The organism is Kineosporiaceae bacterium (genome assembly GCA_016713225.1).
Lineage (GTDB): Bacteria > Actinomycetota > Actinomycetes > Actinomycetales > Kineosporiaceae > JADJPO01.
In genome coordinates this window covers 730,278-755,542 of sequence record JADJPO010000002.1, presented here as the reverse complement: position 1 = coordinate 755,542, position 25,265 = coordinate 730,278, and the positions used below count along the sequence as shown (strand labels likewise).

Below are 25,265 nucleotides of genomic sequence, written 5' to 3'. Positions count from 1 at the left end.
GGCCAGTCTGTCAGGCCCTTACGGTGAGCCCATGTCGAGGCCACCGCGGTCGCTCACCGAACGCGCCGCAGTCGAGAGTCGGCACCCTCGGGCTGGTGGCCATCGCCGTACCGGCCGTGGTGGCCCGGCCCACGGGAAGCGCCATCCTGGTCACCGTCATCGTCTCTTCGGGCCGTTCGGCTGGGTGTGAGGGAATCGCCATGAGCATGCCGCCACTGCCACCGCCACCCCCGCCCGAGCCGGACGACGGCACCCCGGGTACGCCGGCCACGCCACCGCCTGACCCCTACCAGCCGGCACCGGATCCGTACCAGCCGCACACCTGGGCCACGTGGTCGGACGAGCCCGGTGCACCCGGCGTTCCCGGTGCGCCGGGTCAGGGCCACCCCACCGCGCCGGGCTACCCGCAGGCCGCGTCCATCGATACCGGCCCCAGCCGACTCACCGGGGTCGGCGTCGGTTGCGGCGGCCTGCTGCTCACCGTGGTGGCGCTCGTGGTGATCGGCAACCAGAGCTGGTTGGGGCCCTCCGCGGGACTGGTCGCCCTGCTGCCGCTGGGGCTGCTGATCGCCGGCATCGTCTTCACGGCGCAGGAACGCACCCGCCGCTTCGGCACCGGATTGCTGATCTCGGTGGGGGTCGCGGTGCTCATTGCCGGCGGCTCGTGCCTGGCCCTGCTGGCTGCATTCTCCACCGCGTGATCGTGGTGATCTCCATCGCTGTGGTCTCGGGGATCCCGGCGGCAGGCAGCGACCTGGTCCACGGCGCCTTCGTGGCGCTCGGGGTCGCCGTCGCGGCCTTGCTGTTCCACCACGAGGTGCGGCGCCGAGGCGTCACCGACGACCGGATGTGGGTCATCGTCGCCCTGGCGCTCGCAGGCGGTGCGCTGATGGCGCGGCTCGGCACCTGGTTCCAGCACGTCGATCTACGCGCCAACGCCTCACTGCTCGAACAGTGGGTGTACGGCAACCGCAGCATCCTGTCGGGCCTGGTGGGCGCCTGGGGCGGCGTCCACCTGGGCAAGCGGTTGACCGGCTACCGCGAGCGCACCGGCGACCTGTTCGCCCCGGCGGTCGCGGCTGCCATGGCCCTCGGACGCATCGGGTGCCTGCTCACCGAACGCCCCGGGACGCCGACCGGCACCGGATTCGGCATCACGTTGCCGCCCGAGCAGGCGCAGCTCCTCGGCGCCCCGGCCGGGATCGCACTTCACCCCTCCTTCGGCTACGAGATCGCCTTCCACGTGGTGGCCTTCCTGGTGATCTGGCGGCTGCGCGATGCGCTGACCCGACGTGGCGACCTGTTCATCGGCTACGTGGCGGCCTATGCGATCTTCCGGTTCGGCGTCGAGTTCGTCCGCGGCAACGAGGTCGTCTGGGCCGGCCTCACCCGGCCGCAACTGTTCCTGCTCGTCAGCGCGCCGCTGCTCGCCCGCCGCGCGGCCGGCATCCGGGTCCGTACCTCGACGCTCACGGGGAGGGTGACATGACCGGGCTCTCACCCGGCCGCCCCCTGCGCGGCGACCGGATCCATCGCTACGTCACCGCGTTCTGTCCGCAGTGCCACGCCGACGATCCCGAACGACCGCTGGACGACGTGCGCCGGCTCGCCGGCTGGCTCGTGGTACGCGACGGGGCGGTCTGGCTCGAGCGCGGCTGCCCCGACCATGGCCTGGTGCGCACCTACTACGACGAGTCGCCGCACATCCTGAGCTACCTGGAACAGTGGCAGGCACCGACGAAATCCCATGTGCCCGATCAGGTCTCGAACTTCCGGCCGATCCCGGCGGCCTACGCCCACGGCCTGCCGGCGATGCAGACCCAGCACACCTGCATCCTGGTGGCCGATGTGATCGAACACTGCAACCTGCGCTGTCCGACCTGTTTCACCGCCTCGGGGCCGCAGCTGCGCGGGGTGGCATCGGTCGAGACCGTGCTGGCCAATGTGGACGCCCGACTGGCCCGCGAGGGTAACCGTCTCGACGTGCTGATGCTCTCAGGTGGCGAGCCGACCCTGTACCCCGAACTCGACCGCCTGTTCGACGAGCTGGTGGCTCGACCGATCGTGCGAATCCTGCTGAACAGCAACGGGTTGCGCATCGCCGAGGACGACGAACTGCTGGCCCTGCTACGACGTCACCGGCAGCGGGTCGAGGTCTACCTACAGTACGACGGCCCGTCGGCGCAGTCCTCGATCCACCACCGCGGCGCCGACCTCACCCGGTTCAAGGAAGCCGCCATCACCCGGCTGAGCGAGGCCGAGGTGTTCACCACGCTCACCATGACCGCGGCACTCGGGGTCAACGACGGCGAGATCGGCGCGGTGGTGCTGCGCGCGTTGCAGACGCCCTTCGTGGGCGGCGTCGCGATCCAGCCGGTGTTCGGGTCGGGCCGGGCGAACCCGATCGACGCCTCGAACCGGTTGACCCACACCGGGGTACTGGCCCGGCTCGAGGCCCAGACCGGGGGCCAGGTGAGCTGGCACGATCTCACCGCGCTGCCCTGCTCGCACCCGCACTGCGCCTCGGTGGGTTACCTGGTCAAGGACGACGCCGGCACCTGGCGCTCGCTGGCCGGTCTGGTCGGCCACGACCGGCTGAAGTCCTGGCTCGACCTCGACCCCGACCTGTTGGCGAACAGAGTGGCCGATTCGACCCTGCCCAGTGCGCTGCGCGAGGCGGTCAAGTCCTCGCTGCTCGACCTGCTCTCGGACCAGTCCTCGCTGTCGCACCCGCGCACCGGTGACCTGTGGCGCACCATCTGCACCCAGTGCGACCTGGGCGTCGGCACCCTGGCCACGCTGGCGGCGGGTCGGCTGCCGGGCCAGCAGGATCGATTGAGACGGCTTCTGGCCCAGAGGATCACACGCATCACCGTCAAACCGTTCATGGACCTGTCGACCATGATCGAGGAGCGGCTGATGCAGTGCTGTGTGCACGTCGGCACTCGCAGCGAGGACGACGCCGACCAATGCGCCCCGTTCTGCGCGGTGCAGGCCTGGCCGGCGTTGGCCCGGCAGCGACTGTCCAGCGCGGCCGCAGCGCCCCCTGCTGTGGACCTCCCGCTGACCGAGGTGACCCGATGAGCGCGCCGACCCCCACACCGACACCACCCGGTGACCCCAGCGATCATCTGCCGTCCGGATACCTCCCGCCCGGTGTGCCGCCGCCCCTGCTCGACCAGCACCTCGAGGCCGCGCCGGCACCCTTCGACCCGTTGCGGCTGTGCATCTTCGCCACCATCGCCCTGCTCGGTTGGCTGGGCGGTCCGGTCACGCTGGTGGTCTTCGCCGTCCTCGGCCTGGTGGGCTACACCCGGGCCTGGCGCCGTGGCCTGACCCGGTCCCGCTGCTTCCTGCGCGACATCCGGCTGGTCGTGGCCTATCTGAGCGTGCTGGCCATCGCGGGCCTCACCGGGGTCGCGGCCGCGGTGCTGCGACTGACCTGACCCCGGCGGAGCCGCACCGGCTGCCGCGCTCAGATCTCGATCAGGCCCTGCCGGCGGGCCAGCGCCGCCGCCTCGGTGCGCCCGGAGGCACCGAGCTTGGCCAGGATGTTCGACACGTGCACGCTCACCGTCTTGGTGCTGATGAACAGCCGCGCGCCGATCTCACCGTTACTGCGGCCCAGGGCGACCAACTCCAAGACCTCGTGCTCGCGCGGGGTGAGCACGAGGGGGCTCCCCCGGCCGTTGCGACCCGAGCCCGCCCGAGCCGCGCTCGTCCCGCCGGGCAGTCGCGCCAGCCGATCGAGCAGGGGCTGCGCACCGAGCCGACGGGCCACCTCGCCGGCCGATGCCGCGACCCGCCTCGCGGCGTCCGCCTCGCCGGTGGCCATCAGGATCTCGGCGAGGCTCACCCGAGCCCGGGCAGCCAGGTGCACGTCGCCGAACCGATCGAGCCCGGCCACCGCGTCGGTCCACCCGGCCACGAGCTGCTCGGCACTCAGATCGTGGCTGTCGTGGCGGTCATGGCTGTCGTGGCTCTCTCGGCTGCGCTGGTCGCGCTGGCTGTGCTGGTTGTGCTGGTTGTGCTGGTTGTGGTGGTCGGGCTCCGGGTGGTGGCTGGTCAGCCAGTGCCAGCGCGCGTGTTCGGCGCGACCCAGCCCCGCCCAGGCCAGGGTCTCGACCCCGGGGTGGGCGGCGTCGGCGAAGACCTGCTCGACGTCGGCGGCCAGTTCGTCGGCCACCTCGCTCATCTCGGCCCACCGGGCGGTGGGCAGATGCTGCGCCCCATCGGCGATCACGCTGAGGGCCGTGGTGGCCAACCGCAACCGCGCCTGGAACAAGGGGTGCCAGACCCGGCTCATCACCGCCACCACGTGGCGATACGCCTCGACGGCCCGCGAGAGCTCCCCCGCCAGGCCCGCCGCCTCGATCTCCACGCCGGCCGACGTCACCGCGAGCAACCCCTCGACCTGCCAGAACCGACGCATCGCCGGTAGCCGGCCGACGCCCTCCGGCTCGCCACGGGCCACGGCGATCTGGACGGCGAGGGCGTCGAGCAGGGCACCGGCGATCGGCGGGGCGCTGTGGTGCGGGTCCGCCAGGACGTCGAGCGCCTCGTCCCAGCGGCCCTGACGCAGCAACACCCATGCCAGGTACCACCGGCACTCGAAGGCATAGGGCGCCCACGGGGTGCCGAGGTCGGCGCCGAGCGTCACCCCGGCGCGCAGGCTGGCCTCGGCCTCGACGTACTCCGCCGTCACCAGGTAGGACAAGGCGAGCCAGAACCCGCCGCGCAGTTCGGCCGCGCGGTTGCCCACCTGACGTGAGCGCGTCATGGCCTCGACCAACGCGGCACGACGCTCGGGGCCGACCTGCCGCCGACCGGCACGACTGATCGTGGTCAGCGCGTCGCCGGCCAACCAGGCCCAGCCGAGCTGGTCGGCCAGCCGCACGGCCTCCCCGGCGGTCCGGCGGGCCTGGTCGTCCCGGCCGGCCTGCGCCAGGATCCGGGCGTGGGCGGCGAGCACCTTGGCCCGCAACGGGGTGTCGGCCTCCCCCAGCAACCGCACCGCCTCGGCCGAGACGGCGACCGGGTCCTCGTCCGGCTCGATCAGACTCAGCGCGAGGGCCCGGGCCGAGAGCAACCGGGCTCGCCCCGGCGCAGAGGTCTCGACCGGTAGCCGGCCCAGCTGCTCGGCCGCCAGCGCGGCCGCTCGCACCACGTGCCCACCGGCCATCAACGCCTCGACCGCCTCGGTGGCGACCACGGCGGGCTCGAGGCGGCCGGACTCGGCCGCGGCCGACTCGGGATCACCGGACTCCTCGCCGAGGCCCACCAACTGTTCGCGAGCCAGCACGGGGTCGGCCAACAACTCGAGCGCGGCCTCGTAGTGCCGCGCTGCGTCGTCCGGGCCACCGACCGACATCGCCTCTCGCGCCGCCTCGACACCGGCGGCCAGTGCCGTGCGCCGGTCCAGGGCACGGTGAGCATGGCGGGCGAGTTCGGCGGCGGTTCCGGTGCCGCGGCGATCGGTCAGTGCCTCGACGTAGCGGGCGTGCAGCCGCACCCGCTCGCCCGGCAACAGGTCGTCATAGGCTGCCTCGGCCAGCAGGGCATGCCGAAACGCGTAGTGCTGATCGTCGGCCCGCAGAATGTTCATCTCGATGGTGCGACGCACCGCCTCGTCCAGCCGCGCGGCCTGGAATCCGCAGATCGCGGCGAGCAGGCCATGACTCACGCGGCGCCCGGCAACCGCGGCCACCCGCACCACCTGGCGGGCGTCCTCGTCCAGTTGGTCGAGCCGGACCAACAGCAGATCGGCCAGGTTCAGCGGCAGCGCACTGCCGGGCTGCCCGTCGGAGCCGGCCAGCGCCCCGAGCAGCTCCTCGACGAAGAAGGCATTGCCCTCGGCCCGTTCGACGATGCTGTTGGCCTGGGCCGCGGGCAACGGATCCGGGTGCAGCCGGGTGATCAGGCGATGCACGTCCTGTGGCGGCAGCGGGTCGAGCTGCACCCGGTGGACGCCGCGACGGCGTCCCCACTCGGCCAGGTAGGGCCGCAACGGGTGCCGTCGGTGCAGGTCGTCGCTGCGATAGGAGGCCACGAACATCACTCGGCCGTCCAGCGGCCGGGACAGCAGGAAGCCGAGCAGATCGCGGGTGGAGGAGTCGGCCCAGTGCAGGTCTTCGAGCACCACCAGCACCGGTTCGTGCCCGCCGACCCGAGACATGAGATCGCGTGCCGCCTCGAACAGCGCGCCCCGGTCGAGGGCCTCGCGATCGGCCTCGAGCCGAACCGGCCCGCCGAGCACGCGGCGTCCGGGCTGCAGTCGGGCCAGCGCCGGGTGGGTCGCGGTCGCCTCGGCGAGCACCTCGGGCAGCTCGGCCCCGATCCGGGCCACCACCTCGGAGAAGGCCAGGTAGGGCAATCCGCTCTCGGCCAGGTCGAGGCTGTGCCCGATGAACGGCCGCCAACCGCGCTCACGCGCCGCGTCGACCAGAGCGTCGAGCAGGCGCGTCTTGCCGATCCCGGCATCACCACCGAGCAGCACGGCGACAGGTGAGGTGGTGCCGACGTCCGGATCGCCGGGCCCCGGCCCCAACCCGAGCAGCGCGAGCAGCCCGGCGAGCTCGCGCTGCCGGCCGATCAGCTGTGTCTGCGGCACAGCCCCATCGTGACAGCGCCCACCGACAGCCACCCGGCGAGTGGCCGGCACCGGCTGGGATGTTCGGACCAATCGACCACGTGGACCGTGCCGCACTCGACCGGCGCGCTCGTGCCGGCCGGGCGTCAGGTGTATCGCCGGGCGTTTCCGCGCCTCCTGCCCACCAGACGCGGGCGAACCGACGACCCGTCCGACCCTCCCGAGAAGGACGCCATGGTCATGTACCCGCCTGAACCGGCACCGGCAGCACCGGCGGCACCGGCGCTGCCGACCGCTCGCATCGAGCAGTTCCTCTGCCGGCGCCCCGACCTGCCGACCCCGTTCCTGGTCGTCGATCTGGACGTCGTCGCCGAGCGGTACCGGGCGCTGTGCGAAGCCCTGCCGCAGGCCGCCGCCTACTACGCGGTCAAGGCCAACCCGGATCCCGCGGTGCTCGGCCTGCTCATCGATCTGGGGTGCGACCTCGACGTGGCCAGTCTCGGTGAGGTCGAGCTCTGCCTCGATCTCGGTGCCGCCCCGCGCCAACTCTCCTACGGCAACACCGTCAAGAAGGAGCGCGACATCCGCGTCGCCGCCGAGCTCGGGGTCACCGTGTTCACCGCGGATTGCGTCGCCGAGCTCGACAAGATCACTCGACAGGCTCCCGGCTCGACCGTGCTGATTCGCCTGGCCACCAACGGGGCCGGCGCCGACTGGCCGTTGAGCCGCAAGTTCGGGTGCGGCCCTGCCGATGCCCTCGCCCTGTTGCGCCGGGCGGCTGCGGCGGGACACCCGGTCGGGATGGGCTTCCACGTCGGATCGCAGCAACACGACGTGCAGTCCTGGGATGCCCCGCTGTGCCAGATCGCCACCGTCGCCGACGAACTCGCCGCCGACGGCATCGCCCTGACCACGGTCAATCTGGGCGGTGGCCTGCCGAGTTCGCACCTGGCCCCCACCCCGGACGTCACCGTGTACGGCGCGAGCATCGGAGCCGCCATCGACCGTCATCTGGCCCACCACCCGGGGCTGCGCTTCATGGTCGAGCCGGGGCGCTTCCTGGTCGGTGACGCCGGCGTGATCCGCACCGAGGTGGTCCTGATCTCGCGGCGCGACGGTGAGAGCCACCCGTGGGTCTACCTCGACATCGGCATGTTCAACGGACTGGCCGAGACCGCCGAGGAGTCCATCCGCTATCGCATCCGCTGCCCGCGTCCCCACGGCCCGACGGCGCCCGCCGTACTGGCCGGGCCGACGTGCGACAGCCTCGACGTGCTCTACGAGGACACGCCCTACCCGCTGCCCGTCGATCTGCGCGAGGGTGACCAGCTGGATCTGTTGGCCACCGGCGCCTACACGACGTCGTACTCCTCGGTGTGGTTCAACGGGTTCGAGCCACTTCGCGCCTACTACCTACCCGCCACACCCACCCGGCGAGCGGTCGACGTCACGACCCGCGCAGCTGCTCGTGAAGCGTGATCAACGCCACGCCGAAGGCCTCGGTCTCGGCGCCGTCCAGCAGATCGAACACCGCCGCGCGCACCGCCTCGACATGGCCCGGGGCCGCCTTCTCGATGACGGCGAACCCGTCGTCGGTCAGCAGACACCAGACGCCGCGCCGATCCTCCGGACAGGGCTCGCGGCGCACCATGCCGCGCGCCTCCATCCGCGAGACGGTGTGCGTCAGCCGGCTCCGTGAGTTCACGGCGCGCTCGGCGAGCTCCGACATCCGCAACCGGCGATCCGGACTCTCGGAGAGCTGCACCAAGATCTCGTACTCGGCCAACGACAGCTGGCTGTCCTCGGCCAGCTGGCGTCCCAGCCGCTCGTTCACCATCCGGGTCACGTCGAGATAGGCCCGCCACACCCGCTGTTCGGAGGCGTTCAGCCACCGCGGCTCGGCCGTCACGGCGCGCCCAGCCACTGCGCCACCTCGCCGGCCCAATACGTCAAGATCACCGAAGCCCCCGCCCGCCTGATGCACGTCAGCGATTCCAGCACCGCCCGATCCCGGTCCACCCAGCCCTGCGCCCCGGCTGCCTCGATCATCGCGTACTCACCCGAGACCTGATAGGCCGCAACGGGGACGGATACGGCATCCGCCACTCGGCGCACCAGGTCCAGGTAGGCCATCGCCGGCTTGACCATCACGATGTCGGCCCCCTCGGCGATGTCCAGGGCCACCTCGCGCAGCGCCTCGTCACCGTTGGCCGGATCCTGTTGATAGCTGCGTCGGTCGCCGGTCAACGAGGACCCGACGGCCTCACGGAACGGCCCGTAGAACGCCGAGGCGTACTTGGCCCCGTACGCCAGCACCGCGGTGTCGAGATGTCCGGCCGCGTCCAGCGCCGTCCGGACGGCGCGCACCTGGCCGTCCATCATGCCGCTGGGCCCGACCATCGTCGCGCCCGCCTCGGCCAGCACCACGGCCATCCGCGCGTAGTGTTCGAGCGTGGCGTCGTTGTCCACCCGTCCGGCCTCGTCCAGCACGCCACAGTGGCCGTGGTCGGTGAACTCGTCCAGGCACAGGTCGGCCATGACCACCAGGTCATCGCCCACCTCGGCGACCACGTCGCGCACCGCCACACTCAACACGCCGTCCGGATCGCATGCGCCGGAACCGGTTTCGTCCTTGACCAGCGGCACACCGAAGAGCATCACCCCGCCCAACCCGAGCTGGGCCGCCTCGTGAGTCGCCTTACGCAGCGAGTCCCGCGTGTGCTGGACGACGCCCGGCATCGACGAGATGGGCCGCGGTTCACGAGCCCCCTCGGCGACGAACAGGGGCAACACCAGTTCGGCCGGGTGCAACCGGGTCTGCGCCACCAGGCGGCGCATCGGCTCGCCGGCTCGCAATCGCCGGGGTCGCTGCACCGGATAGCCGCTCATCGCGCCCGCCGCCGCGACGAAGCCCGCCGCAGGCTCGGGCGCACCACCTCTTCACCGGCCTCGGCCGCACTGGCACGCAGCCAGTCGCCGTACTCGGCCAGCGCCCTCACCAACGCGGCGACGTTCGGCTCGGGGGCGAGCACGTCCACGCGCAACCCGTATTCCTGCGCGGTCTTCGCCGTGGCCGGGCCGATGCAGGCCACCACCGTGGTGGGGTGCGGCTTGCCGGCGATGCCGACCAGATTGCGCACCGTCGAGCTGGAGGTGAACAGCACCGCGTCGAAGCGGCCACTCTTGATCGCCTCACGGACCTCCGCGGGCGGTGGCGCCGCGCGCACCGTGCGGTAGGCGGTGACATCGTCGACGTCCCAGCCGAGTTCGCCCAGCCCCGCCACCAGGGTGTCGGTGGCGATGTCGGCGCGCGGCAGGAACACTCCCTTGATCGGGTCGAGCAGCTCATCGACCGCGGGCCAGATCTCCAGCAACCCGGCCGAGCTCTGTTCGACGTCCCCGGCGGGCAGCAGGTCAGGCTCGATCCCCCACGCCCGCAAGGCGGTCGCCGTGACCCCACCGACCGCTGCGACCTGGACGCCGGCGAACGCACGGGCATCCAGCCCGAAGGCCTCGACCTTCTCGCGGACGGCGCGTACGGCGTTCACCGAGGTGAACCCGATCCAGCGATACCGCCCGGTGACCAGACCCGTGATGGCCTTCTCGAACTGGGCCGGCGAACGCGGCGGTTCGACGGCGATGGTCGGCACCACTTGTGCCAGGGCACCGTGTTCGGCCAGCAACGCCGTCAGCGGGGCCGACTGCTCCTTGGTCCGCGGCACCAGCACCTGCCAGCCGAACAGCGCCCGCTGCTCGAACCAGCGCGCCCCCTCGGCCATACCGGCGGCTCGGCCGATGACGGCGACCAGCCGCCGAGGCGCCGGCCCGGCCAGGGCACCGGGCACCACCTGCGTCACCTGTGCCAGCGTGGTGGTGACGGTGCGCTGGTGCACCGTGGTGCCCTCGGTGATCACCGCCACCGGGGTGTCCGGTGCCCGTCCGGCGGCCAGCAACCGGCTCACCGCGGTGAGCAGCGCGGCGACCGGCCCGAGCACCACCAACGTGGTCGCCGGGCCGGCGTGCAGCGACCAGTCGGTCTCGTCGTCCGGCTGCACGATGTGGATCCCGGCCACCCCGGCGGCGGTCAACACGACCCCGGCATAGGCCGGCACGGCGGTCACGGCCGAGACCCCCGGTACCACCTCGAAGGGAAGGTTCTCCTTGCGGCAGGCCCGGATCTCGCCGTCCAGACCGTTGATCGTGGTCGGATCGCCGTCCAGCAGCCGCACCACGGTGGCGCCGGTCCGCGCCGCACGCACCACCAGCCGGGCCCGCGCATTGCGGGTCATCGGCTGGCCGTCGTCACCGAAGCCGGCGTCCAGCACCTGGACGTCGGGCCGGCAATAGGTCGCGATCAGGGCGGTGCGGCCGGGCTGATCGACCACGACCACGTCGGCCCGGGCCAGCCGCTCGACCGCCCGCAGGGTGAGCAAACCCTCGTCGCCGGGACCGACCCCGACGAAGCACACCGACCCCGCCCCCGGCGTCTGACCCGAACTCTGCCCGGAGGTCACCGCTCCACCTCCCCACGTACTGCCGCCACCGGGTGGCGACCGACGAACTCACCGGCTCCCTCGGCGAGCAGTTCGGCGGCCAGGGCCACCCCGATGCTCGCGGCGCTGGTGGGAGCACCCAGTGCCGAACGCCGCAGACTGTGGCTGCCGTCCACCGAGGCGACGACGGCTCGAAGCCACAGCTGCTCACCGTCCTCGTCGTCCACGATCTCGGCGAGCGCGCCCAGCGGCGCCGCGCAGCCCGCCTCGAGCGTGGCCAGCAGGGCGCGTTCGGCCTCGACACACGCCCGGGTGCTCGCGTCGTCCAGAGGCCTCACGAACGCCACGACCTGCGCTGCGTCGGCGTCGGCCGACGGATCGCGGCACTCGACGGCGAGGGCGCCCTGACCGGGGGCGGGCAGCATCACCAGCGGATCGATCACCTCGCTCGCCTCGTGGTCGCGGCCCAGCCGCACCAACCCGGCCCGGGCGAGCACCACGCCGTCCAGGTCACCGGCCGCCCCGGTGGGCGAGCCCAGCACCCGAGCGATCCGGGTGTCGACATTGCCCCGCAGGTCGACGATCTCCAGGCCGAACCCCATGGCCCGCAACTGGGCCGCGCGCCGGGGCGAACCGGTGCCGATCCGCGAGCCGGCGGGCAACTCGGCCAGACTCGCCCGGTCGCGGGCCACCAGCACGTCGCGGGGGTCCTCCCGCGGGGGGATCGCTGCGACCACGAGTCCCGGGGCCGGCGTCGTGGGCAGGTCCTTCAACGAGTGCACGGCCAGGTCGATCTCACCGGCCGACAGTGCGGTACGCAGGCTCGACACGAACACCCCGACCCCGCCGAAGCTGGTCAGGGGCGCCGTCGAGGTGTCGCCCTCCGTGGTCACCTCGACCAACTCGACCCGCACGGCCCCACCGGCAGCCTGTTCGATCCGGCGGGCGACCCAACCGGACTGGGCCAGGGCCAACGCCGAGCGCCGGGTACCCAGGCGCAACACGCGGGTCACGGCGCACCCACCCCCTCGATCGTGAGGCTCACCTCGGCCGAGCCCGACTCGGCCGTCAGACTCAGCGTGCTCACGGCCGCCACGCGGCGGCCCAGGTCGAGGCCGAACAGTTCGCGCAAGGCCTCGGCATACACCGAACCGTTGGGCTCGCCCGCAAGTTCCTTCACCCGCACCGTGGGCATGTGCAGCAGCTTCTCCACCACCCGGTGGACGGCGCGCTCGAGCTCGGCCAGGGTGCGCCGATCGACGTCGTCCCCCAGTCGCGCCCGCAGCCGGGTGAGTTCGGAATCCATCACGCCACGGGCCATCTCGCGCAACGCGGCGACCGTCGGCGCGGCGTCCAGGGCGGCCGCTGCCACCAGGTAGGCCTCGACCTCCTCGGCGACCAGGGTGCGCGCCTGCTCGACCCCGGGGGCCCGGTCGGCGTCGGCCACCAGGTCGCCGAGTTGGGCCAGATCGATCAACCGGACGCCGTCCAGGGCGCCGATGGCCGGGTCGATGTCCCGGGGCAGGGCGAGATCGAGGTAGACCTGTTGCCCGCGGGAGCGCCCGTACCCGGCCGAGGCCACCGCCTCGGGGCGCACCAGGTAACCACCCGCGCCGGCGCAGCTGATGACCAGATCGGCCTCGGCCAGCGCGGCGGCCAGGTCGGCCAACGGCCGGGCCGAGCCGCCGGCGGCGGCGGCCAGTCGTTCGGCACGTTCCGGGGTGCGGTTGATCACCGTCAGGGTGCCCACCCCGGCCCGTTGCAGGGTGGCCACCACCAGGCCACTCATCGCCCCGGCGCCGAGCACCAGGGCGTGCGTCTGCTCCAGCGGGCCGAGAACGGCGCGGCCGGCGTCCAACCCGGTCTCGACCAGCGAGACGGCCGTGCGGTCGATGTCGGTCTCGGTGTGCACGCGCTTGCCGACGCGCAACGCCGTCTGCAGCAAGGGGATCAGTCGCCGGGAGGCCGTCCCGCCGTCCTGGGCGGCCCTGAGCGCGCCCCGCACCTGGCCGAGGATCTGCTGCTCGCCCACCGCCATCGAGTCCAGCCCGGCGGCCACGGCGAACAGGTGCTCGATCGCCGCCCCCTCGTAGTGCACGTAGAGGTGTTCGGTCAGGTCGTCCAGCCGGACGCCGGTGACCTCGGCGAGCAGGTCACCGACCGCCGCCAGCGCGGCATGGAACCGGTCGACCGAGGCGTAGACCTCGAGCCGATTGCAGGTCGAGAGCACCACGGCCTCGGACACGTGCTCGGCGCCGCACAGCCGCAGCTCCAGCGCACGGCAGGAGGCTGCATCGAGCGCAGCGCGTTCCAGCAGGCCGAACGGAGCGGTGCGATAGGACAGGCCCACCACCAGCGGATTGGTCACAGCGCCTCCGCCAGCGGCACGTGACGGCCATCGGCCGGTCCATGGCGTTCGGAGTGGCGGTCGGAGTGGCGTTCGGAGTGGAAGGCCTTGCGCTGTTGGTGGAAGGCGAGGATCTGCAGCTCGGTGGACAGGTCGACCTTGCGCACCATGACGCCGTCGGGCACCTCGAGGACGCAGGGGGCGAAGTTGAGCACGCTGGACACGCCGACCTCGACCAGCCGGTCACAGGTGGCCTGGGCCGCTTCGGCGGGCAGGGCGAGGACCCCGATGTGGACCCCGGCGTCCGCCACGACCTGCTCCAGGTGGTCGATGGAGCCCACCCGGAGGCCGGCGATCTGTTCGCCCACCCGCCCGGCGTCCACGTCGAGCAGCGCCACCACCCGGAATCCGCGGGAGGCGAACCCGCCGTAGTTGGCCAGGGCGTGGCCGAGGTTGCCGGCGCCGATGATCAGGACGCGCCAATCCTGGGTCAGACCCAGCTCACGCGAGATCTGGTAGATCAGGTAGTCGACCTCGTAGCCGACCCCTCGGGTGCCGTAGGACCCCAGGTGCGACAGGTCCTTGCGGACCATGGCCGAACCCACCCCCGCCGCCGTGGCCAGCTCCTCCGAGCTGAGCGTCTCGACACCGTCCTCGGCCTGCAGCGTGAGGACCCGCAGGTAGACCGGCAATCGGGCGACCGTGGCCTCGGGTACCGCCGGACGCAGCGATCGGGCAGCACCGGGCAATCGGTGGGCTCTGTCGGTGGACACGAGTGGGACGAACTCCTCGACCTGGGGTGTCCCGCCAGCCTAGGCACTTGTGAACGAATGCACAAAGTCGATCGTGGGATGTCCCGACGACTCACACCTCGTCGTCGGTCAGCGGTCGAGAGCGGCCCGCAGCCCCTGCTCCTCCACGCGGTACATCGCGAACTCGCCCCCGTCAACCATGATCACCGGGATCTTGTCCCAGTACTTGCGCTTCAGGGCGCGGTCGTCGTCGATCGAGACCTTCTCCCACGTCGTCCCGGTGTCGGCACTGACCTTTTCGATCACTTCCTGGGCGACGTCACACAGGTGACATCCCGGCTTGCCGATGAGGGTGATGCGTGCCATCGGGCCAGCCTAGTGCGATGGACGACAAGGGACCGCAGACCCCCGTCCTGTCCCGCCCGTCCCGCCTAGAGTGAGGCCGTGGTCGAGATCGGGGACGCCGTCCCGCCCGAGGCCGGCGAGCCGCCGTCGGACGAACCGCCACGCGCCGCCTTCTTCGACCTCGACAACACGATCATGCGCGGCGCCTCGATCTTCCAGATGGCCCGAGGCCTCTATCAGCGCAAGCTGCTCACGTGGCGCGACATCGCCCACTTCGCCTGGCAGCAGATCAACTTCCTGATGCTGGGCGAGAACCTGGACCACGTCGCCGACATCGAGGCCAAGGCACTGTCGTTCGTCGAGGGGTACCGGGTCACCGAGCTGCGAGCCATCGGCGAGGAGATCTACGACGAGCTGATGGCCGACAAGATCTGGCCCGGCCCCTATGCGCTGGCCCGCGAGCACATGGCCGCCGGGCATCAGGTCTGGCTGGTCACCGCCACCCCGGTCGAGGTGGCCGAGGTGATCGCCCGTCGGCTCGAGCTCACCGGGGCGTTGGGCACGGTCGCCGAGGTCGTCGACGGCGCATACACCGGCCGGCTGGTGGGCGGCATCATGCACGGCCAGGCCAAGGCGGATGCGGTGCGCGCCCTGGCAGCCCTCGAGGGTCTGGACCTCGCCGATTGCTCGGCCTACAGCGACTCGACGAACGACCTGCCGATGCTGTCGCTGGTCGGACGTCCGGTGGCGGTCAACCCCGACGCCGCGTTGCGCGCCCACGCCCGGACCAACGGCTGGACGATCCGCGACTTCCGCACCAGCCGCAAGGCGGCTCGCATCGGCGTCCCGGCGACGCTGCTCACCGGCATGGCCGTGGGCGCGGCCATGGGCGCCCTGGCGGTCCGACGCCGCCGCACCCCCACCCCTGACCCACTGACCCCTCGGTGATGCCCTGCTGACCCCTCGGTGATCATGTAATCCGTGCACAAAGCCGTCGTGACCATGCAAACGATGCACAAAACGTGCACGGATTGCATGATCACCGAGGGGTGGGGGTCAGAAGAAGACCGACTGGCGCTGCACCAGCAGCTGGTAGAGCGTCTGCTGGATGGTCTGGCGCACCTGATCGGTGAGGTCGAAGACCAGCATCGGATCCTCGGCGGCCGCAGGGCCGAGATGGTCGGTGGGCACCGGGGCGCCGAACTCGATCAGCCACTTGCTCGGCAAGGGGATCGCCCCGAGCACCCCCAACAGGGTGAACGTCGGGGTGATCGGCGCGTACGGCACCCCCAGCAGCCGGGCCACCGCGGGCATGTTGCCGATGATCGGGTAGGTCTCCTCCGAGCCCACGATCGCGCACGGAATGATCGGCGTCCCGGTGCGCAGCGCGGCCGACACGAAACCGCCCCGGCCGAAGCGTTGCAGCTTGTACCGCTCACTGAACGGCTTGCCGATGCCCTTGAACCCCTCGGGCCAGACCCCCACCACCTCGCCGGAGGACAGCAGCCGCTCGGCATCGGCGTTGTTGGCCAACGTGGCCCCGGTCTTGCGCGCCAACTCACCCAGGACCGGCGCCGAGAACACCAGGTCGGCGCCGAGGGAGCGCAGGAAGCGATGCTCGGGGTGCTCGTCGTGCAAGGCCACTTGCACCATCACGGCATCCAGGGCGATCGCGCCGGCGTGGTTGGCCACGATCAGGGCACCGCCGGTGGACGGCACGTTGTCGATGCCGCGCACCTCGACCCGGAACCAGTGCTTGTAGAGCACCCGGGTCAGGTGGAGCAACACGGTCTCGGTCAGTTCGGGGTCGAAGCCGAACTCGTCGACGGCGTAGTCACCGGTCAGCCGACGCCGCAGGAACGCGAGGATCTCGACGATGCGGCCCTCGAGGTCACGGGCACCGCCGCTGCCGGCCGCACCGGCGCCCTCCTGCTCGATGGCCTCCACGATCCGCTGACCGGCCTCGGCCGCCAGATCCGCGACCGCCACCAAGCGCTCGCCCCCCGAGGTCTGCCGGGCAGCTGGACGTCGCGGCGCCGCAGCCGCCTTCGCCCGTCGGGACGCACCGATCACCGCGGATCGCGGTGGCGGGCCGGGTGTCCGGGTCGGCGTGGAGGTCGGCGTGGAGGTCGGCGTCGAGGTGGGTGGCGAGTCGGGCGGTGAGGCCGGCGCGGGTCGGGCGGCAGGTGCTCGCTTCGAGGCCGGCGCCGGTTTCGAGGTCCGGGCCGGTTTCGGTGCTTGTTTCGGTGCTTGTTTCGGTGCCTGCGCCGGCATCGCGGCCTGAGCAGAGGCCGCGGTACGGGGCTTCGCGGCCTTGGTGGGCCTCGATTCCTGAACCGATTCCTGAACCGATTCCTGAACCGATTCCTGAACCGATTCAGGAATCGGTTCGAGGTCGGCCAGCAGCGGCGTCGTCCGGCGGCGGCGGCGCGCCCGCTCACCGGAGGCGCGCTCGGCCCCTGCGATCACAGCGGAACTCGCGCGTGTGCGTGCCGTGGCGTGTCCGTGCGTGCCCTCGGCCATCAGGCACCCGCCTTCTGGTCCTGATGGGTCAAGACGCCGAGCAATCCGTGCTCCACGCGCGCCACCACCTCAGGGGACAGCGGTCCGTGCAGACCGCGGCCGCGGACGAAATCGACGAATGCCTCACGGGTGGTGTACCCCGGCGAGAAGCCCAGCACCTCACGCATCCGGGTGGTGTCCATCACCCGGCCGTAGGACAGGAACCGCACCTGCTCGGGCGAGAAGTCGGCCAGACCGGCCCGACGGACCAACTGGCCGATCACGCCGGACAGTTTGTGCGGCACCGCCACGAAGGGATGCCCCACCATCCGCACCGCTTGGCTGAGCGTGATCACGCCGTCCCCGGCGATGTTGATCGTGCCGGTCACCTCGCCGACGGTGGCCCGGCGCAACGCCTCGAGGCCGTCGTCCTCGTGGATGAACTGCAGCCGGGCGTCGAACCCCAGCACCGTCGGCACCAGCGGCAGGGTGAAGTAGTCGGTGAGCGGGGTACGCACCTGCGGGCCGATGAAGCTGGCCAGCCGCAGGGTGATCACCTCGACGTCCGGACGGCGCCGCGAGAATCCGCGGACGTAGCCCTCGACCTCGACGCAGTCCTTGGCCCATCCAGAGCGCGGCAACACCTTGGCGCCGGTCTCCTCGGTGAACATGGCCGGATCGCGCGGGCTCGAGCCGTAGACGCCGGCGGTCGACTTGACCACCAACCGGCGCACACTCGGCGACTTCTGACAGGCCGCGAGCAGCTGCATGGTGCCGATGACGTTGATCTCCTTCATGGAGACCCGCCCGCCGGCACCCGTCGGGGTGGCGATCACGTTCATGTGGACGACGGTGTCGACCTCCGCCCGGGCGATCACCTTGGCGATCACCGGGTTGCGGATGTCGGCGCGCACGAACTCGGCGTCACCGATGTCCTGGGTCGGCGGGACGACGTCCACGCCGATGACACGTTCGACCGAGGGGTCACGGGTCAGGAGATGGGCGAAACGCCCCCCCAGATACCTCGAGACCCCCGTCACGAGAACCACTCGCCCCATCGTTGCCCCTGGTGTGGAAGGTGCCGCGTCGAGGTCGGACAGCGTCGGATGCGACCGTGCCGGGTCGGCCGGCCGTCGGGGACGGCCGACCCGCCTGGTCACTTGCGGTTGCGGCGCTGGTGGCGCGTCTTGCGCAGCAGCTTGCGGTGCTTCTTCTTGGCCATGCGCTTGCGGCGCTTCTTGATGACGGAGCCCACGGGACCTCGCAGTCGGTACGGATGACACTCGATAGGGATGCAGTCCGGCGACGCGCCCGATTCACCCGAAGGGAGAGCGGACGAGCAGCAGAGCAGCGGATACCGGTGGCGGCACCCGATCTGCGTCAGCCTACCCGGCCGACACGGTGGCGACGGCCGCCGCGGACAACTATTCGACCTGCTTCGACCCGGGATCACCCGACACCACCCGAGGCGGGGTGAGGATCACCGGACGCGGGCGCCACGAAGCCGTCCAGCGGGTCGGATCGAGACCCACCGCCGACGCCTGCCTCGTCGAACTCAGGCGGTATCGACGTAGGAGTGGCGCAGATAGTCGTGCACCGCCGACTCCGGTACGCGGAACGAACGTCCCACCCGGACGGCGGGCATCTCGCCGGAGTGCACCAGCCGATACACCGTCATCTTGGACACGCGCATGATCGACGCGACCTCGGCCACGGTCAGGAACCGAACGTCGTTGAAATCACCGGGCATTACCTGAGCACCAACCCCTCGTGCCTCGGCCGGCACACCCCCGGGACGGCCTGTCTGCGTTGCGTTGGTCCAACTGATCGAACTCACGCCACTGGTGGAACTGAGGAGCACACTAGAGGCAGGCGTGACAGATGGGAAACCGCCGTCGTGTCGGACTCGGCGACAGCGCCCGTGACCTGCAGCGACACCGGTGACGGTGCTCACACCCCAGGAGCCCCGAATCGGCCTCGGGTCGGCCGGCTCACCGCGTCGGACCGTCCAACAGGCGGACGATCGGTGGCCACAGCCGCCAGAACGCCACCATCAGGGCCGCCATCGACAGCACGTCGGCCGCGGTGATGCCGTGATTCCACGACAGCGCCAGCAAGGTCGGCCCCTCGACCAGTTGATTGGCCATCAACCAGGCGCCGGCCAGGGGCACCAGCGCGGCCGCCGCCCACCGGCTGCCACCGAGGGCCAGCATCAGGGCGACCAACAGACACCCCAGCACGGCGAGCATGATCGTCGGCGAATACGACATGCGCTCCCGAACCTCGGCGAGGTAGTGGATCAGCGTCACCCGGGACATCCATCCATGAGACCACGCCCGGCTGTCAGAAACCTGGGCAGCCGTCGACCGGAACCGGTTCGGCGCACACCGCCGGTGTGATCTTCGTCAGTCGAACCAGGGATCGAGCCCACGCAGTGGGAAGACCGCCCGGCGGGTCGCCATCACCGAGCGATCGACCGCATCGCCCGGGTCGTGGCCCATCGCCCACGAGCGGTAGTGCACCTCGGCGCCGTCCGTCATGCGGGGCGGCGCATGCCGGGCGAAGCGTTCCATGACGTAGTCCCGCCACCCGGGAGGGATGGCCGTCTCGGGGTCGACCGGGGCGTGCGCCGCGATCCCGATCAGGTGTGACCAGGCCCGCGGGACGACGTCCACCACCTCGTAGCCGCCGCCGCCGAGCGCCACCCACCGACCCGCCGAGACCTCGTGCGCCAGGTCGTGCAGCGCCTCGTAGGAGGCACGCTGACAGTCCAGGGACAGCGCCATGTGGGCCAGTGGGTCGAGCACGTGCGAGTCGCAGCCGTGCTGGGTGACCAGGACGTCGGGTTTGAACGACCGCAACAGCGGCGGGACGACGGCGTGGAACGCGCGCAACCACGCGGCGTCCCCGGTGCCGGGTGGGAAGGCGACGTTGACCGCCTCGCCCTCGGCACGGGGGCCGCCGATGTCGTTGGCGTACCCGGTTCCCGGGAAGAGCACCTGGCCGGTCTCGTGCAGCGAGATGGTCAGCACCCGGGGTTCGTCCCAGAAGATCTTCTCGACGCCGTCGCCGTGGTGGACGTCGATGTCGACATAGGCCACCCGGCGGGCACCGGCGTCCAACAGGGCCTGGATGGCGACGGCCACGTCGTTGTAGACGCAGAATCCGCTGGCGTGAGCGGTCATGGCGTGGTGCATGCCCCCGGTGAAGTTGACCCCGTGGGCGGCCTCGCCGTTCCACACCGCCAGCGCCACGTCCCGCGAGGCCGCGACGATGCGGGCGCTCGCCTCGTGCATGTCCGGGAACACCGGCACGTCGGCCGTACCCAGGCCGGCGTGGAGGTCGGTCGCCGCCGGGTCGACCGAGGCGGCCTTGACCGCCGCCACGAACTCGGGCGTGTGCACCGAGTACAACACCTCGTCGCTCGCCGGCTCGGCGCCGACCACGTGCACGCCGGGCTGGTCGAACAACCCGAGCTCACGCGCCAACATCGAGGTCAGCAGCAGCCGGACCGGCGCCATCGGGTGCCCCGCGCCGAAGTCATACGCCGCAAACGACTCGTCCCAGATCACCCGAACCGCATCCACGCGCCAAACCTACTGGCCCACCCCGCTCCGCGCTGTTGAGCGCAACGTCACGTTGCGCTCATCCAGCGAGCGTGACGTCACGTCGCGCTCGTCCGAGATGAGCGTTTCGTCGGTGATTCACCGGTCATCGCTACTCTCCGTGGAGATCACAGCGGTGCCTCAGGGATGCGGCATGGCGGGCGATTGTGTGTGGTGGAACTGGGCGTATGCGCCGACTTCGACCACACAAACCTCTGGCTGACGTCAGGCGTGGACGGCCCAGCGCCGTCCGGGCACGTCGAACCACCACTCGGCCTGGCGAAGGGTGGGGTAGCCCAGCAGCAGGTCGGTCGCGAGTCCGGACGTCGAGGTCACCGCAGACAGGTCCACCAGGGCCACCCGATGCGCCGCCAGCCTCAGGCCACCCACACTGGCCCCGTGCATCACGGCGGTGGGCACCTCTTGCCGCTGCCCGGTGGCGTCCTCACCCGACGAGCTCCCCGCCGGCACGAACAGCTCGGGGTGCGCGGCGTGAAAGGCCACGTCGACCAGGGTCATGGCCGAGCCGCTGTCCCAACAGGCCTGCCCACTCACCCCCGGCCAGGCGATGGTCACATAGAGGTGCGCGGCGGCGTCCACCACCAGAGGCAGGGTGCCGGCGCTCGGCGGGTCGGCGTCCAGCACCAGCTCTGCGGCCCCGAGGCGCACCGCGAACCGGCACGAGGCGAGCACGTCCATGCCGAGCAGACCCTCGCCGCCGGGGCCGGCGACGGTGACGTTCAGCGCGGCCACGCGTAACGGCCCCAGCACCAGGTCGGGCACCCGCACCAGCCGACGGGACGCCACGCCGAACACCCCGGACGACGACAGGTCACCCACCACAGGCCAGCTCGCCGCGAGGAGGTCGTTGGGCAGCTGACTGCGGGCCGCGCCGGTGTCGAGCACCCACCGCTGCACCCGCCCGGCGATCGTGACGTCCACCCAGGGCAGGGCACAGTCGGCGTCGTCCGGATCGGGTTCGATGATCAGTGGGACGACGTGCATCGGCGATCACCCGTTCCGGCTCGCGCTCCGGCGGCCGAACCGGAGGACAACTCCCGCGACCGGTCGCGCGCGGCCTCCATGGCGGTCAGGAATGCCGCCCGCACCTTGTGGTCGTCGAGCTGACGCAAGGCGGCCATCGTCGTCCCGGCCGGACTCGACACCTGCTCGCGCAGCACGGTCGGGTGCTCGCCGGTCTCCTTGAGCATGGTCGCCGCGCCGTAGAGGGTCTGCACCACCAGTTCGGTGGACGTCGAGCGCGGCAGCCCCAGCAGGACGCCGGCCTCGATCATCGCCTCGACCACGTAGAAGATGTACGCCGGCCCCGAGCCACTGATCGCGGTGATCGCGTCCTGGTGGTACTCGGCGACCTGCAGCACCTTGCCGGTGGCCTCGAGCATCGCCCGGGCGCGGTCCAGATGCGCTGTGTCGCAGTACTTTCCGGGCGACATCGCCGCCATGCCCTGATCGACCATGGCCGGCGTGTTCGGCATCACCCGCACCACCGCCGTACCCTCGGGCAACCGTTGCTCGACGAACGAGGTCGAGATGCCCGCCGCGATGCACACCACCAGCGTGCCCGGCCGCAGAGCCCCGGCGATCTCCTCCAGCAGCGAGGCGATGTCCTGGGGTTTGACCACCAGCACGACGGTGTCGGCTGCGGCGGCCGCCTCGACGTTCTCACTCACCCGAACCCCGTAGCGCTCACCGAGTTCGGTGGCCCGGTCGGCGCGGCGTTCGGTGATGACCACGTCGTCCGCGGTCCAGCCGGCACGCAGCAGCCCCGACAGCAGGGTCTCACCCATCACGCCGGCACCCAGGATGGCGATCTGCTCGCCCATCGAAAACCCCTCTACCCGAACAGATCTCGTCAATGCTTACCAGTGCTTACCAGTGCTGGTCCCTGCTGGTTCGTGCTGGTTCGTGCTGGTCAGTTCACATCAGCTCTTGGTCAACAGCGAGCGCAGGAAGAACGACACGTTCGCCGGACGCTCCGCCAGCCGCCGCATGAAATAGCCGTACCAGTCGGTGCCGTACGGCACGTACACCCGCATCGTCTCGCCGTCCGAGGCCAGCCGCCGCTGCTCCTCGGGGCGGATGCCGTAGAGCATCTGGAACTCGTACGTCCCCTGCTGCCGCTTGTTCTGGACGGCGAGCGCATTGCCGATGTCGATCAGTCGCGGGTCGTGGGTGGCCAGCATCGGGTAGCCTGCGCCGGCCATCAGGGTACGAGCGCACCGCACGTAGGCCAGGTCGACGTCCTTCTTGCTGGCGTAGGCCACCGACTCGGGCTCGGCGTAGGCGCCCTTGCACAACCGCACCCGCGACCCGGCGTGGGCCAGGTCCACACAGTCACCTTCGGTGCGGTAGAGGTAGGCCTGCAGCACCGCGCCCACCCAGGGGTAGTCACGGCGCAGCTCGCGCAGGATCGACAGCGTCGAGTCGACGGTGGTGTGGTCCTCCATGTCGAGGGTCACCGTGGTACCCGCGGCAGCCGCCGCCGCGCAGATCTCGTGAGCGTGCTCGAGCGCGATCTTCTCGCCGTCGGAACCGAGTGCCTGCCCGATCGCCGACAGCTTCACCGAGACCTCGCAGCGCCCACCCTCGGTGAGCCCGGCGTCCGAGAGCGCCTCGAGCACCACCCGGTAGGCATCCCGGACGGCGCGCGCCGCGGCGATGTCGACGGTGTCCTCACCGAGGTGGTCCAGGGTGGTGTTCAACCCCTGGCCGACCAGGTCGTGACAGGCATTCACCGCATCGGCGGCCTCGGTTCCCGGCACATAACGGCGCACCACCGACCGCGACACCGGAGTCGTCTCGACCAACTCGCGCACCTGCCGGCTCTGCGCCGCCTGGAGCAGCGCACCACGCAACACATCCACGATCGCGGCCCTCCTCGCGGATCCGAGCGCCCGCCCGAGTCCCGAGGTGAAGGCTAGAGCACGCCGGGACGTGACACCGGGCGGGATCCGCGAGTTGTCCGCCGGCGTGCCCGAATTGCCTGATCACCGCGGGTGGGTGGGACGGCAGCGGACCGGTCGAGTCACGGGGTGCGGCGGCGCAGCGTGGCCGCGCCGAGCGAGATCAGCACCACCACGAAGCCCATCACGATGCCGATGTCCCCCAGCACCTCGGAGGTACCGTTCGCATCCACCGTGATCGTCCGCATGGCGTCCACCGCGTACGACAGCGGCAACACGTCCGAGGCGTAGCGCAGCACGTCGGGCAGCATCTCGCGCGGCACCAACAGCCCACACAACAAGAACTGCGGCAGCACGAAGGCCGGCAGGAACTGCACCGCCTGGAACTCGGTGGCCGCGAAGGCCGACAGGAACAGCCCCAACGCCGTCCCCAGCAGGCAGTCGACCACGGCCACGATCAGCAGCAGCCAGGCGTGCCCGGCGACGTCCAACCCGAGGGCGAAGATCGCGAACGAGCCGACGATGATCGCCTGCACGGTGGCCACCAGGCCGAAGGCCAGCGCGTACCCGGCCAGCAGATCCGCCTTGCCCAGCGGCATCGCCAGCAACCGCTCCAACGTGCCCGACTGCCGCTCGCGCAACGTGGCGATGCTGGTCACCAGGAACATCACCAGGAACGGGAACATGCCGAGCAAGGGCGCCCCGATCCGATCGAACACCGGGGTGTTCTGGTAGATCCAGGCCAGCAGGCCCATCAGCACGCAGGGTGCGACGATCAGCAACCCCATGGTGCGGTGGTCGTGGCGCAACTGACGCAACACCCGGGCGGCGGTGGCCATGGTCAGCGACGGCTTCATCGGGACTCCTCCGCAACCTCTGCCGCACCATCGGCGGCATGGCGGCCTCGAGCAGGTTCCCCGGCGGCGTCCGCGGCATCGACGGCCCGGTCGACCAGGGCGAGGAAGGCCTGCTCGACGTCCGGGGCACCAGTGGCGGCCAGCACGCCGTCCAGGGTGTCGTCGGCCAGCATCCGACCGGCGCGCATGAGCAACAACCGGTCACAGCGCACCGCCTCGTCCATCACGTGGCTCGACACCAACAGCGTGACGCCGCTGTCGGCGAGCCGCCGGAAGATCGCCCACAGGTCGCGGCGCAGCACCGGGTCGAGACCGACGGTGGGCTCGTCGAGCACGAGCAGCTCGGGGGTGCCCACCAGGGCGGCCGCGAGCGAGACCCGCGAGGCCTGCCCGCCGGACAGGTTCTGGACGGTCGAATCGGCGTGATCGGCCAGGTCGACCAGGTCGAGCACCCGGGCGACCTCGGCGCCCAGCCCGCTACGAGGTGTGCCGACGACGGCAGCGAAATAGCGCAGGTTCTCGGCGATGGTCAGGTCGGCGTAGACACTCGGGTCCTGCGTCACATAGCCGACCCGATGCCGCAGTGGCGCCGTCCCGGCCGGCAGGCCGAGCACCTCGACCGTGCCGCCGGCGATCTGCTGGACGCCGACCAGGGCACGCATCAGCGTGGTCTTGCCGCAGCCGCTGGGGCCGAGCAGACCGACCACCTGTCCGGCCGGGATGTCGAGGGTCAGGTCCTCGATCACGGTGCGTTTGCCCCGGACGACGCGCAGCCCGGCGATGCGAATGGCCGGGTCACCCCCGTCACTTTTCATCATGCGGCGAAAGTAGCCCCGAGGTCTGCACCGGGC

25 protein-coding genes are annotated in these 25,265 nt (G+C 71.2%); 6 read left to right on the top strand and 19 right to left on the bottom strand.

Annotated features, from left to right (window positions below):
• Window positions 1–95 precede the first annotated feature (95 nt).
• The 4 genes from IPK24_09390 to IPK24_09375 all read left to right on the top strand — a co-directional run bounded on the left by IPK24_09390 (window position 96) and on the right by IPK24_09375 (window position 3,446).
• On the top strand, window positions 96–701 hold the full coding sequence (locus tag IPK24_09390) for a hypothetical protein (GenBank protein MBK8075763.1): 606 nt from the start codon (window positions 96–98) through the stop codon (window positions 699–701).
• A 20-nt stretch (window positions 702–721) separates the two neighbouring features.
• The gene (locus tag IPK24_09385) at window positions 722–1,489 is read left to right on the top strand and encodes a prolipoprotein diacylglyceryl transferase (GenBank protein MBK8075762.1); all 768 of its coding nucleotides are present in this window, start codon (window positions 722–724) and stop codon (window positions 1,487–1,489) included.
• Window positions 1,486–3,084 carry a radical SAM protein gene (locus IPK24_09380; GenBank protein MBK8075761.1) on the top strand — a complete coding sequence of 533 codons (1,599 nt, stop codon included), beginning with the start codon at window positions 1,486–1,488 and terminating at the stop codon, window positions 3,082–3,084. Before IPK24_09385 ends, IPK24_09380 begins: the two co-directional genes overlap by 4 nt.
• Window positions 3,085–3,170: 86 nt before the next feature.
• Window positions 3,171–3,446 carry a hypothetical protein gene (locus tag IPK24_09375; protein ID MBK8075760.1) on the top strand — a complete coding sequence of 92 codons (276 nt, stop codon included), beginning with the start codon at window positions 3,171–3,173 and terminating at the stop codon, window positions 3,444–3,446.
• 29 nt (window positions 3,447–3,475) lie between these two features.
• Here IPK24_09375 and IPK24_09370 read toward each other — a convergent pair whose 3' ends face one another.
• On the bottom strand, window positions 3,476–6,610 hold the full coding sequence (locus IPK24_09370) for an AAA family ATPase (GenBank protein ID MBK8075759.1): 3,135 nt from the start codon (window positions 6,608–6,610) through the stop codon (window positions 3,476–3,478).
• Between the two features lie 264 nt (window positions 6,611–6,874).
• Here IPK24_09370 and IPK24_09365 point away from each other — a divergent pair, with 264 nt between their 5' ends.
• A complete protein-coding gene (locus IPK24_09365; protein ID MBK8075758.1) occupies window positions 6,875–8,068 on the top strand; it encodes a type III PLP-dependent enzyme in 1,194 nt (397 codons plus the stop codon).
• Here the strand turns inward: IPK24_09365 and IPK24_09360 are convergent.
• The 7 genes from IPK24_09360 to IPK24_09330 form a co-directional block, all read right to left on the bottom strand.
• On the bottom strand, window positions 8,037–8,513 hold the full coding sequence (locus IPK24_09360; protein ID MBK8075757.1) for a MarR family transcriptional regulator: 477 nt from the start codon (window positions 8,511–8,513) through the stop codon (window positions 8,037–8,039). The genes IPK24_09365 and IPK24_09360 overlap by 32 nt on opposite strands.
• Entirely contained in the window at window positions 8,495–9,478 is a 984-nt protein-coding gene (hemB, locus tag IPK24_09355; protein MBK8075756.1) for a porphobilinogen synthase, read from the bottom strand. Before hemB ends, IPK24_09360 begins: the two co-directional genes overlap by 19 nt.
• Window positions 9,475–11,103, bottom strand: a complete 1,629-nt coding sequence (locus tag IPK24_09350) for a uroporphyrinogen-III synthase (protein ID MBK8075755.1) — start codon at window positions 11,101–11,103, stop codon at window positions 9,475–9,477. Before IPK24_09350 ends, hemB begins: the two co-directional genes overlap by 4 nt.
• Window positions 11,100–12,083, bottom strand: a complete 984-nt coding sequence (gene hemC, locus IPK24_09345) for a hydroxymethylbilane synthase (protein MBK8075754.1) — start codon at window positions 12,081–12,083, stop codon at window positions 11,100–11,102. Before hemC ends, IPK24_09350 begins: the two co-directional genes overlap by 4 nt.
• An 8-nt stretch (window positions 12,084–12,091) precedes the next feature.
• The gene (locus IPK24_09340) at window positions 12,092–13,450 is read right to left on the bottom strand and encodes a glutamyl-tRNA reductase (protein MBK8075753.1); all 1,359 of its coding nucleotides are present in this window, start codon (window positions 13,448–13,450) and stop codon (window positions 12,092–12,094) included.
• Complete coding sequence (locus IPK24_09335) at window positions 13,447–14,202, bottom strand: redox-sensing transcriptional repressor Rex (protein MBK8075752.1); 756 nt, start codon at window positions 14,200–14,202, stop codon at window positions 13,447–13,449. Before IPK24_09335 ends, IPK24_09340 begins: the two co-directional genes overlap by 4 nt.
• A gap of 108 nt (window positions 14,203–14,310) precedes the next feature.
• A complete protein-coding gene (locus tag IPK24_09330) occupies window positions 14,311–14,547 on the bottom strand; it encodes a glutaredoxin family protein (protein MBK8075751.1) in 237 nt (78 codons plus the stop codon).
• 174 nt (window positions 14,548–14,721) lie between these two features.
• On the opposite strand from IPK24_09330, the gene IPK24_09325 reads away from it, so the two are divergent.
• Window positions 14,722–15,474, top strand: a complete 753-nt coding sequence (locus tag IPK24_09325; protein MBK8075750.1) for an HAD-IB family hydrolase — start codon at window positions 14,722–14,724, stop codon at window positions 15,472–15,474.
• A 108-nt stretch (window positions 15,475–15,582) separates the two neighbouring features.
• On the opposite strand, the gene IPK24_09320 is transcribed toward IPK24_09325, so the two are convergent.
• The 11 genes from IPK24_09320 to IPK24_09270 all read right to left on the bottom strand — a co-directional run bounded on the left by IPK24_09320 (window position 15,583) and on the right by IPK24_09270 (window position 25,232).
• Window positions 15,583–17,049, bottom strand: coding sequence for an acyltransferase family protein (locus IPK24_09320; protein ID MBK8075749.1), 1,467 nt, complete (start codon window positions 17,047–17,049; stop codon window positions 15,583–15,585).
• Window positions 17,049–18,086 (bottom strand): NAD-dependent epimerase/dehydratase family protein, encoded by a 1,038-nt coding sequence (locus IPK24_09315; protein ID MBK8075748.1) that lies wholly within the window; start codon window positions 18,084–18,086, stop codon window positions 17,049–17,051. The genes IPK24_09320 and IPK24_09315 overlap by 1 nt, the downstream gene beginning before the upstream one ends.
• Before the next feature lie 98 nt (window positions 18,087–18,184).
• A complete protein-coding gene (locus tag IPK24_09310; protein ID MBK8075747.1) occupies window positions 18,185–18,283 on the bottom strand; it encodes an AURKAIP1/COX24 domain-containing protein in 99 nt (32 codons plus the stop codon).
• 300 nt (window positions 18,284–18,583) lie between these two features.
• Window positions 18,584–18,778: a helix-turn-helix domain-containing protein gene (locus IPK24_09305; GenBank protein ID MBK8075746.1), complete on the bottom strand. Its 195-nt coding sequence runs from the start codon at window positions 18,776–18,778 to the stop codon at window positions 18,584–18,586.
• 241 nt (window positions 18,779–19,019) lie between these two features.
• Window positions 19,020–19,346, bottom strand: coding sequence for a hypothetical protein (locus tag IPK24_09300; GenBank protein MBK8075745.1), 327 nt, complete (start codon window positions 19,344–19,346; stop codon window positions 19,020–19,022).
• Window positions 19,347–19,433: 87 nt separating this feature from the next.
• Window positions 19,434–20,549 (bottom strand): acetoin utilization protein AcuC, encoded by a 1,116-nt coding sequence (locus IPK24_09295; protein ID MBK8075744.1) that lies wholly within the window; start codon window positions 20,547–20,549, stop codon window positions 19,434–19,436.
• Window positions 20,550–20,858: 309 nt separating this feature from the next.
• Window positions 20,859–21,638 carry a clan AA aspartic protease gene (locus tag IPK24_09290; protein ID MBK8075743.1) on the bottom strand — a complete coding sequence of 260 codons (780 nt, stop codon included), beginning with the start codon at window positions 21,636–21,638 and terminating at the stop codon, window positions 20,859–20,861.
• On the bottom strand, window positions 21,620–22,477 hold the full coding sequence (gene proC, locus IPK24_09285) for a pyrroline-5-carboxylate reductase (protein ID MBK8075742.1): 858 nt from the start codon (window positions 22,475–22,477) through the stop codon (window positions 21,620–21,622). Before proC ends, IPK24_09290 begins: the two co-directional genes overlap by 19 nt.
• 99 nt (window positions 22,478–22,576) lie before the next feature.
• On the bottom strand, window positions 22,577–23,512 hold the full coding sequence (locus tag IPK24_09280) for a proline dehydrogenase family protein (GenBank protein ID MBK8075741.1): 936 nt from the start codon (window positions 23,510–23,512) through the stop codon (window positions 22,577–22,579).
• A gap of 167 nt (window positions 23,513–23,679) precedes the next feature.
• Complete coding sequence (locus IPK24_09275) at window positions 23,680–24,414, bottom strand: ABC transporter permease (protein ID MBK8075740.1); 735 nt, start codon at window positions 24,412–24,414, stop codon at window positions 23,680–23,682.
• Window positions 24,411–25,232 (bottom strand): ABC transporter ATP-binding protein, encoded by an 822-nt coding sequence (locus IPK24_09270; protein MBK8075739.1) that lies wholly within the window; start codon window positions 25,230–25,232, stop codon window positions 24,411–24,413. Before IPK24_09270 ends, IPK24_09275 begins: the two co-directional genes overlap by 4 nt.
• Window positions 25,233–25,265: the final 33 nt, after the last annotated feature.

What these genes read in the sequence shown, in the direction of transcription:
- IPK24_09380 (MBK8075761.1), top strand. Translation starts at nt 1,486, where the DNA reads ATGACCGGGCTCTCACCCGGCCGCCCCCTGCGCGGCGACCGGATCCAT.
- hemB (MBK8075756.1), bottom strand. Translation starts at nt 9,478, where the DNA reads ATGAGCGGCTATCCGGTGCAGCGACCCCGGCGATTGCGAGCCGGCGAG.
- IPK24_09330 (MBK8075751.1), bottom strand. Translation starts at nt 14,547, where the DNA reads ATGGCACGCATCACCCTCATCGGCAAGCCGGGATGTCACCTGTGTGAC.
- IPK24_09325 (MBK8075750.1), top strand. Translation starts at nt 14,722, where the DNA reads ATGCGCGGCGCCTCGATCTTCCAGATGGCCCGAGGCCTCTATCAGCGC.
- IPK24_09320 (MBK8075749.1), bottom strand. Translation starts at nt 17,049, where the DNA reads ATGGCCGAGGGCACGCACGGACACGCCACGGCACGCACACGCGCGAGT.
- IPK24_09315 (MBK8075748.1), bottom strand. Translation starts at nt 18,086, where the DNA reads ATGGGGCGAGTGGTTCTCGTGACGGGGGTCTCGAGGTATCTGGGGGGG.
- IPK24_09305 (MBK8075746.1), bottom strand. Translation starts at nt 18,778, where the DNA reads ATGCCCGGTGATTTCAACGACGTTCGGTTCCTGACCGTGGCCGAGGTC.
- IPK24_09300 (MBK8075745.1), bottom strand. Translation starts at nt 19,346, where the DNA reads ATGTCCCGGGTGACGCTGATCCACTACCTCGCCGAGGTTCGGGAGCGC.
- IPK24_09295 (MBK8075744.1), bottom strand. Translation starts at nt 20,549, where the DNA reads ATGGCGCCGGTCCGGCTGCTGCTGACCTCGATGTTGGCGCGTGAGCTC.
- IPK24_09290 (MBK8075743.1), bottom strand. Translation starts at nt 21,638, where the DNA reads ATGCACGTCGTCCCACTGATCATCGAACCCGATCCGGACGACGCCGAC.
- proC (MBK8075742.1), bottom strand. Translation starts at nt 22,477, where the DNA reads ATGGGCGAGCAGATCGCCATCCTGGGTGCCGGCGTGATGGGTGAGACC.
- IPK24_09275 (MBK8075740.1), bottom strand. Translation starts at nt 24,414, where the DNA reads ATGAAGCCGTCGCTGACCATGGCCACCGCCGCCCGGGTGTTGCGTCAG.
- IPK24_09270 (MBK8075739.1), bottom strand. Translation starts at nt 25,232, where the DNA reads ATGATGAAAAGTGACGGGGGTGACCCGGCCATTCGCATCGCCGGGCTG.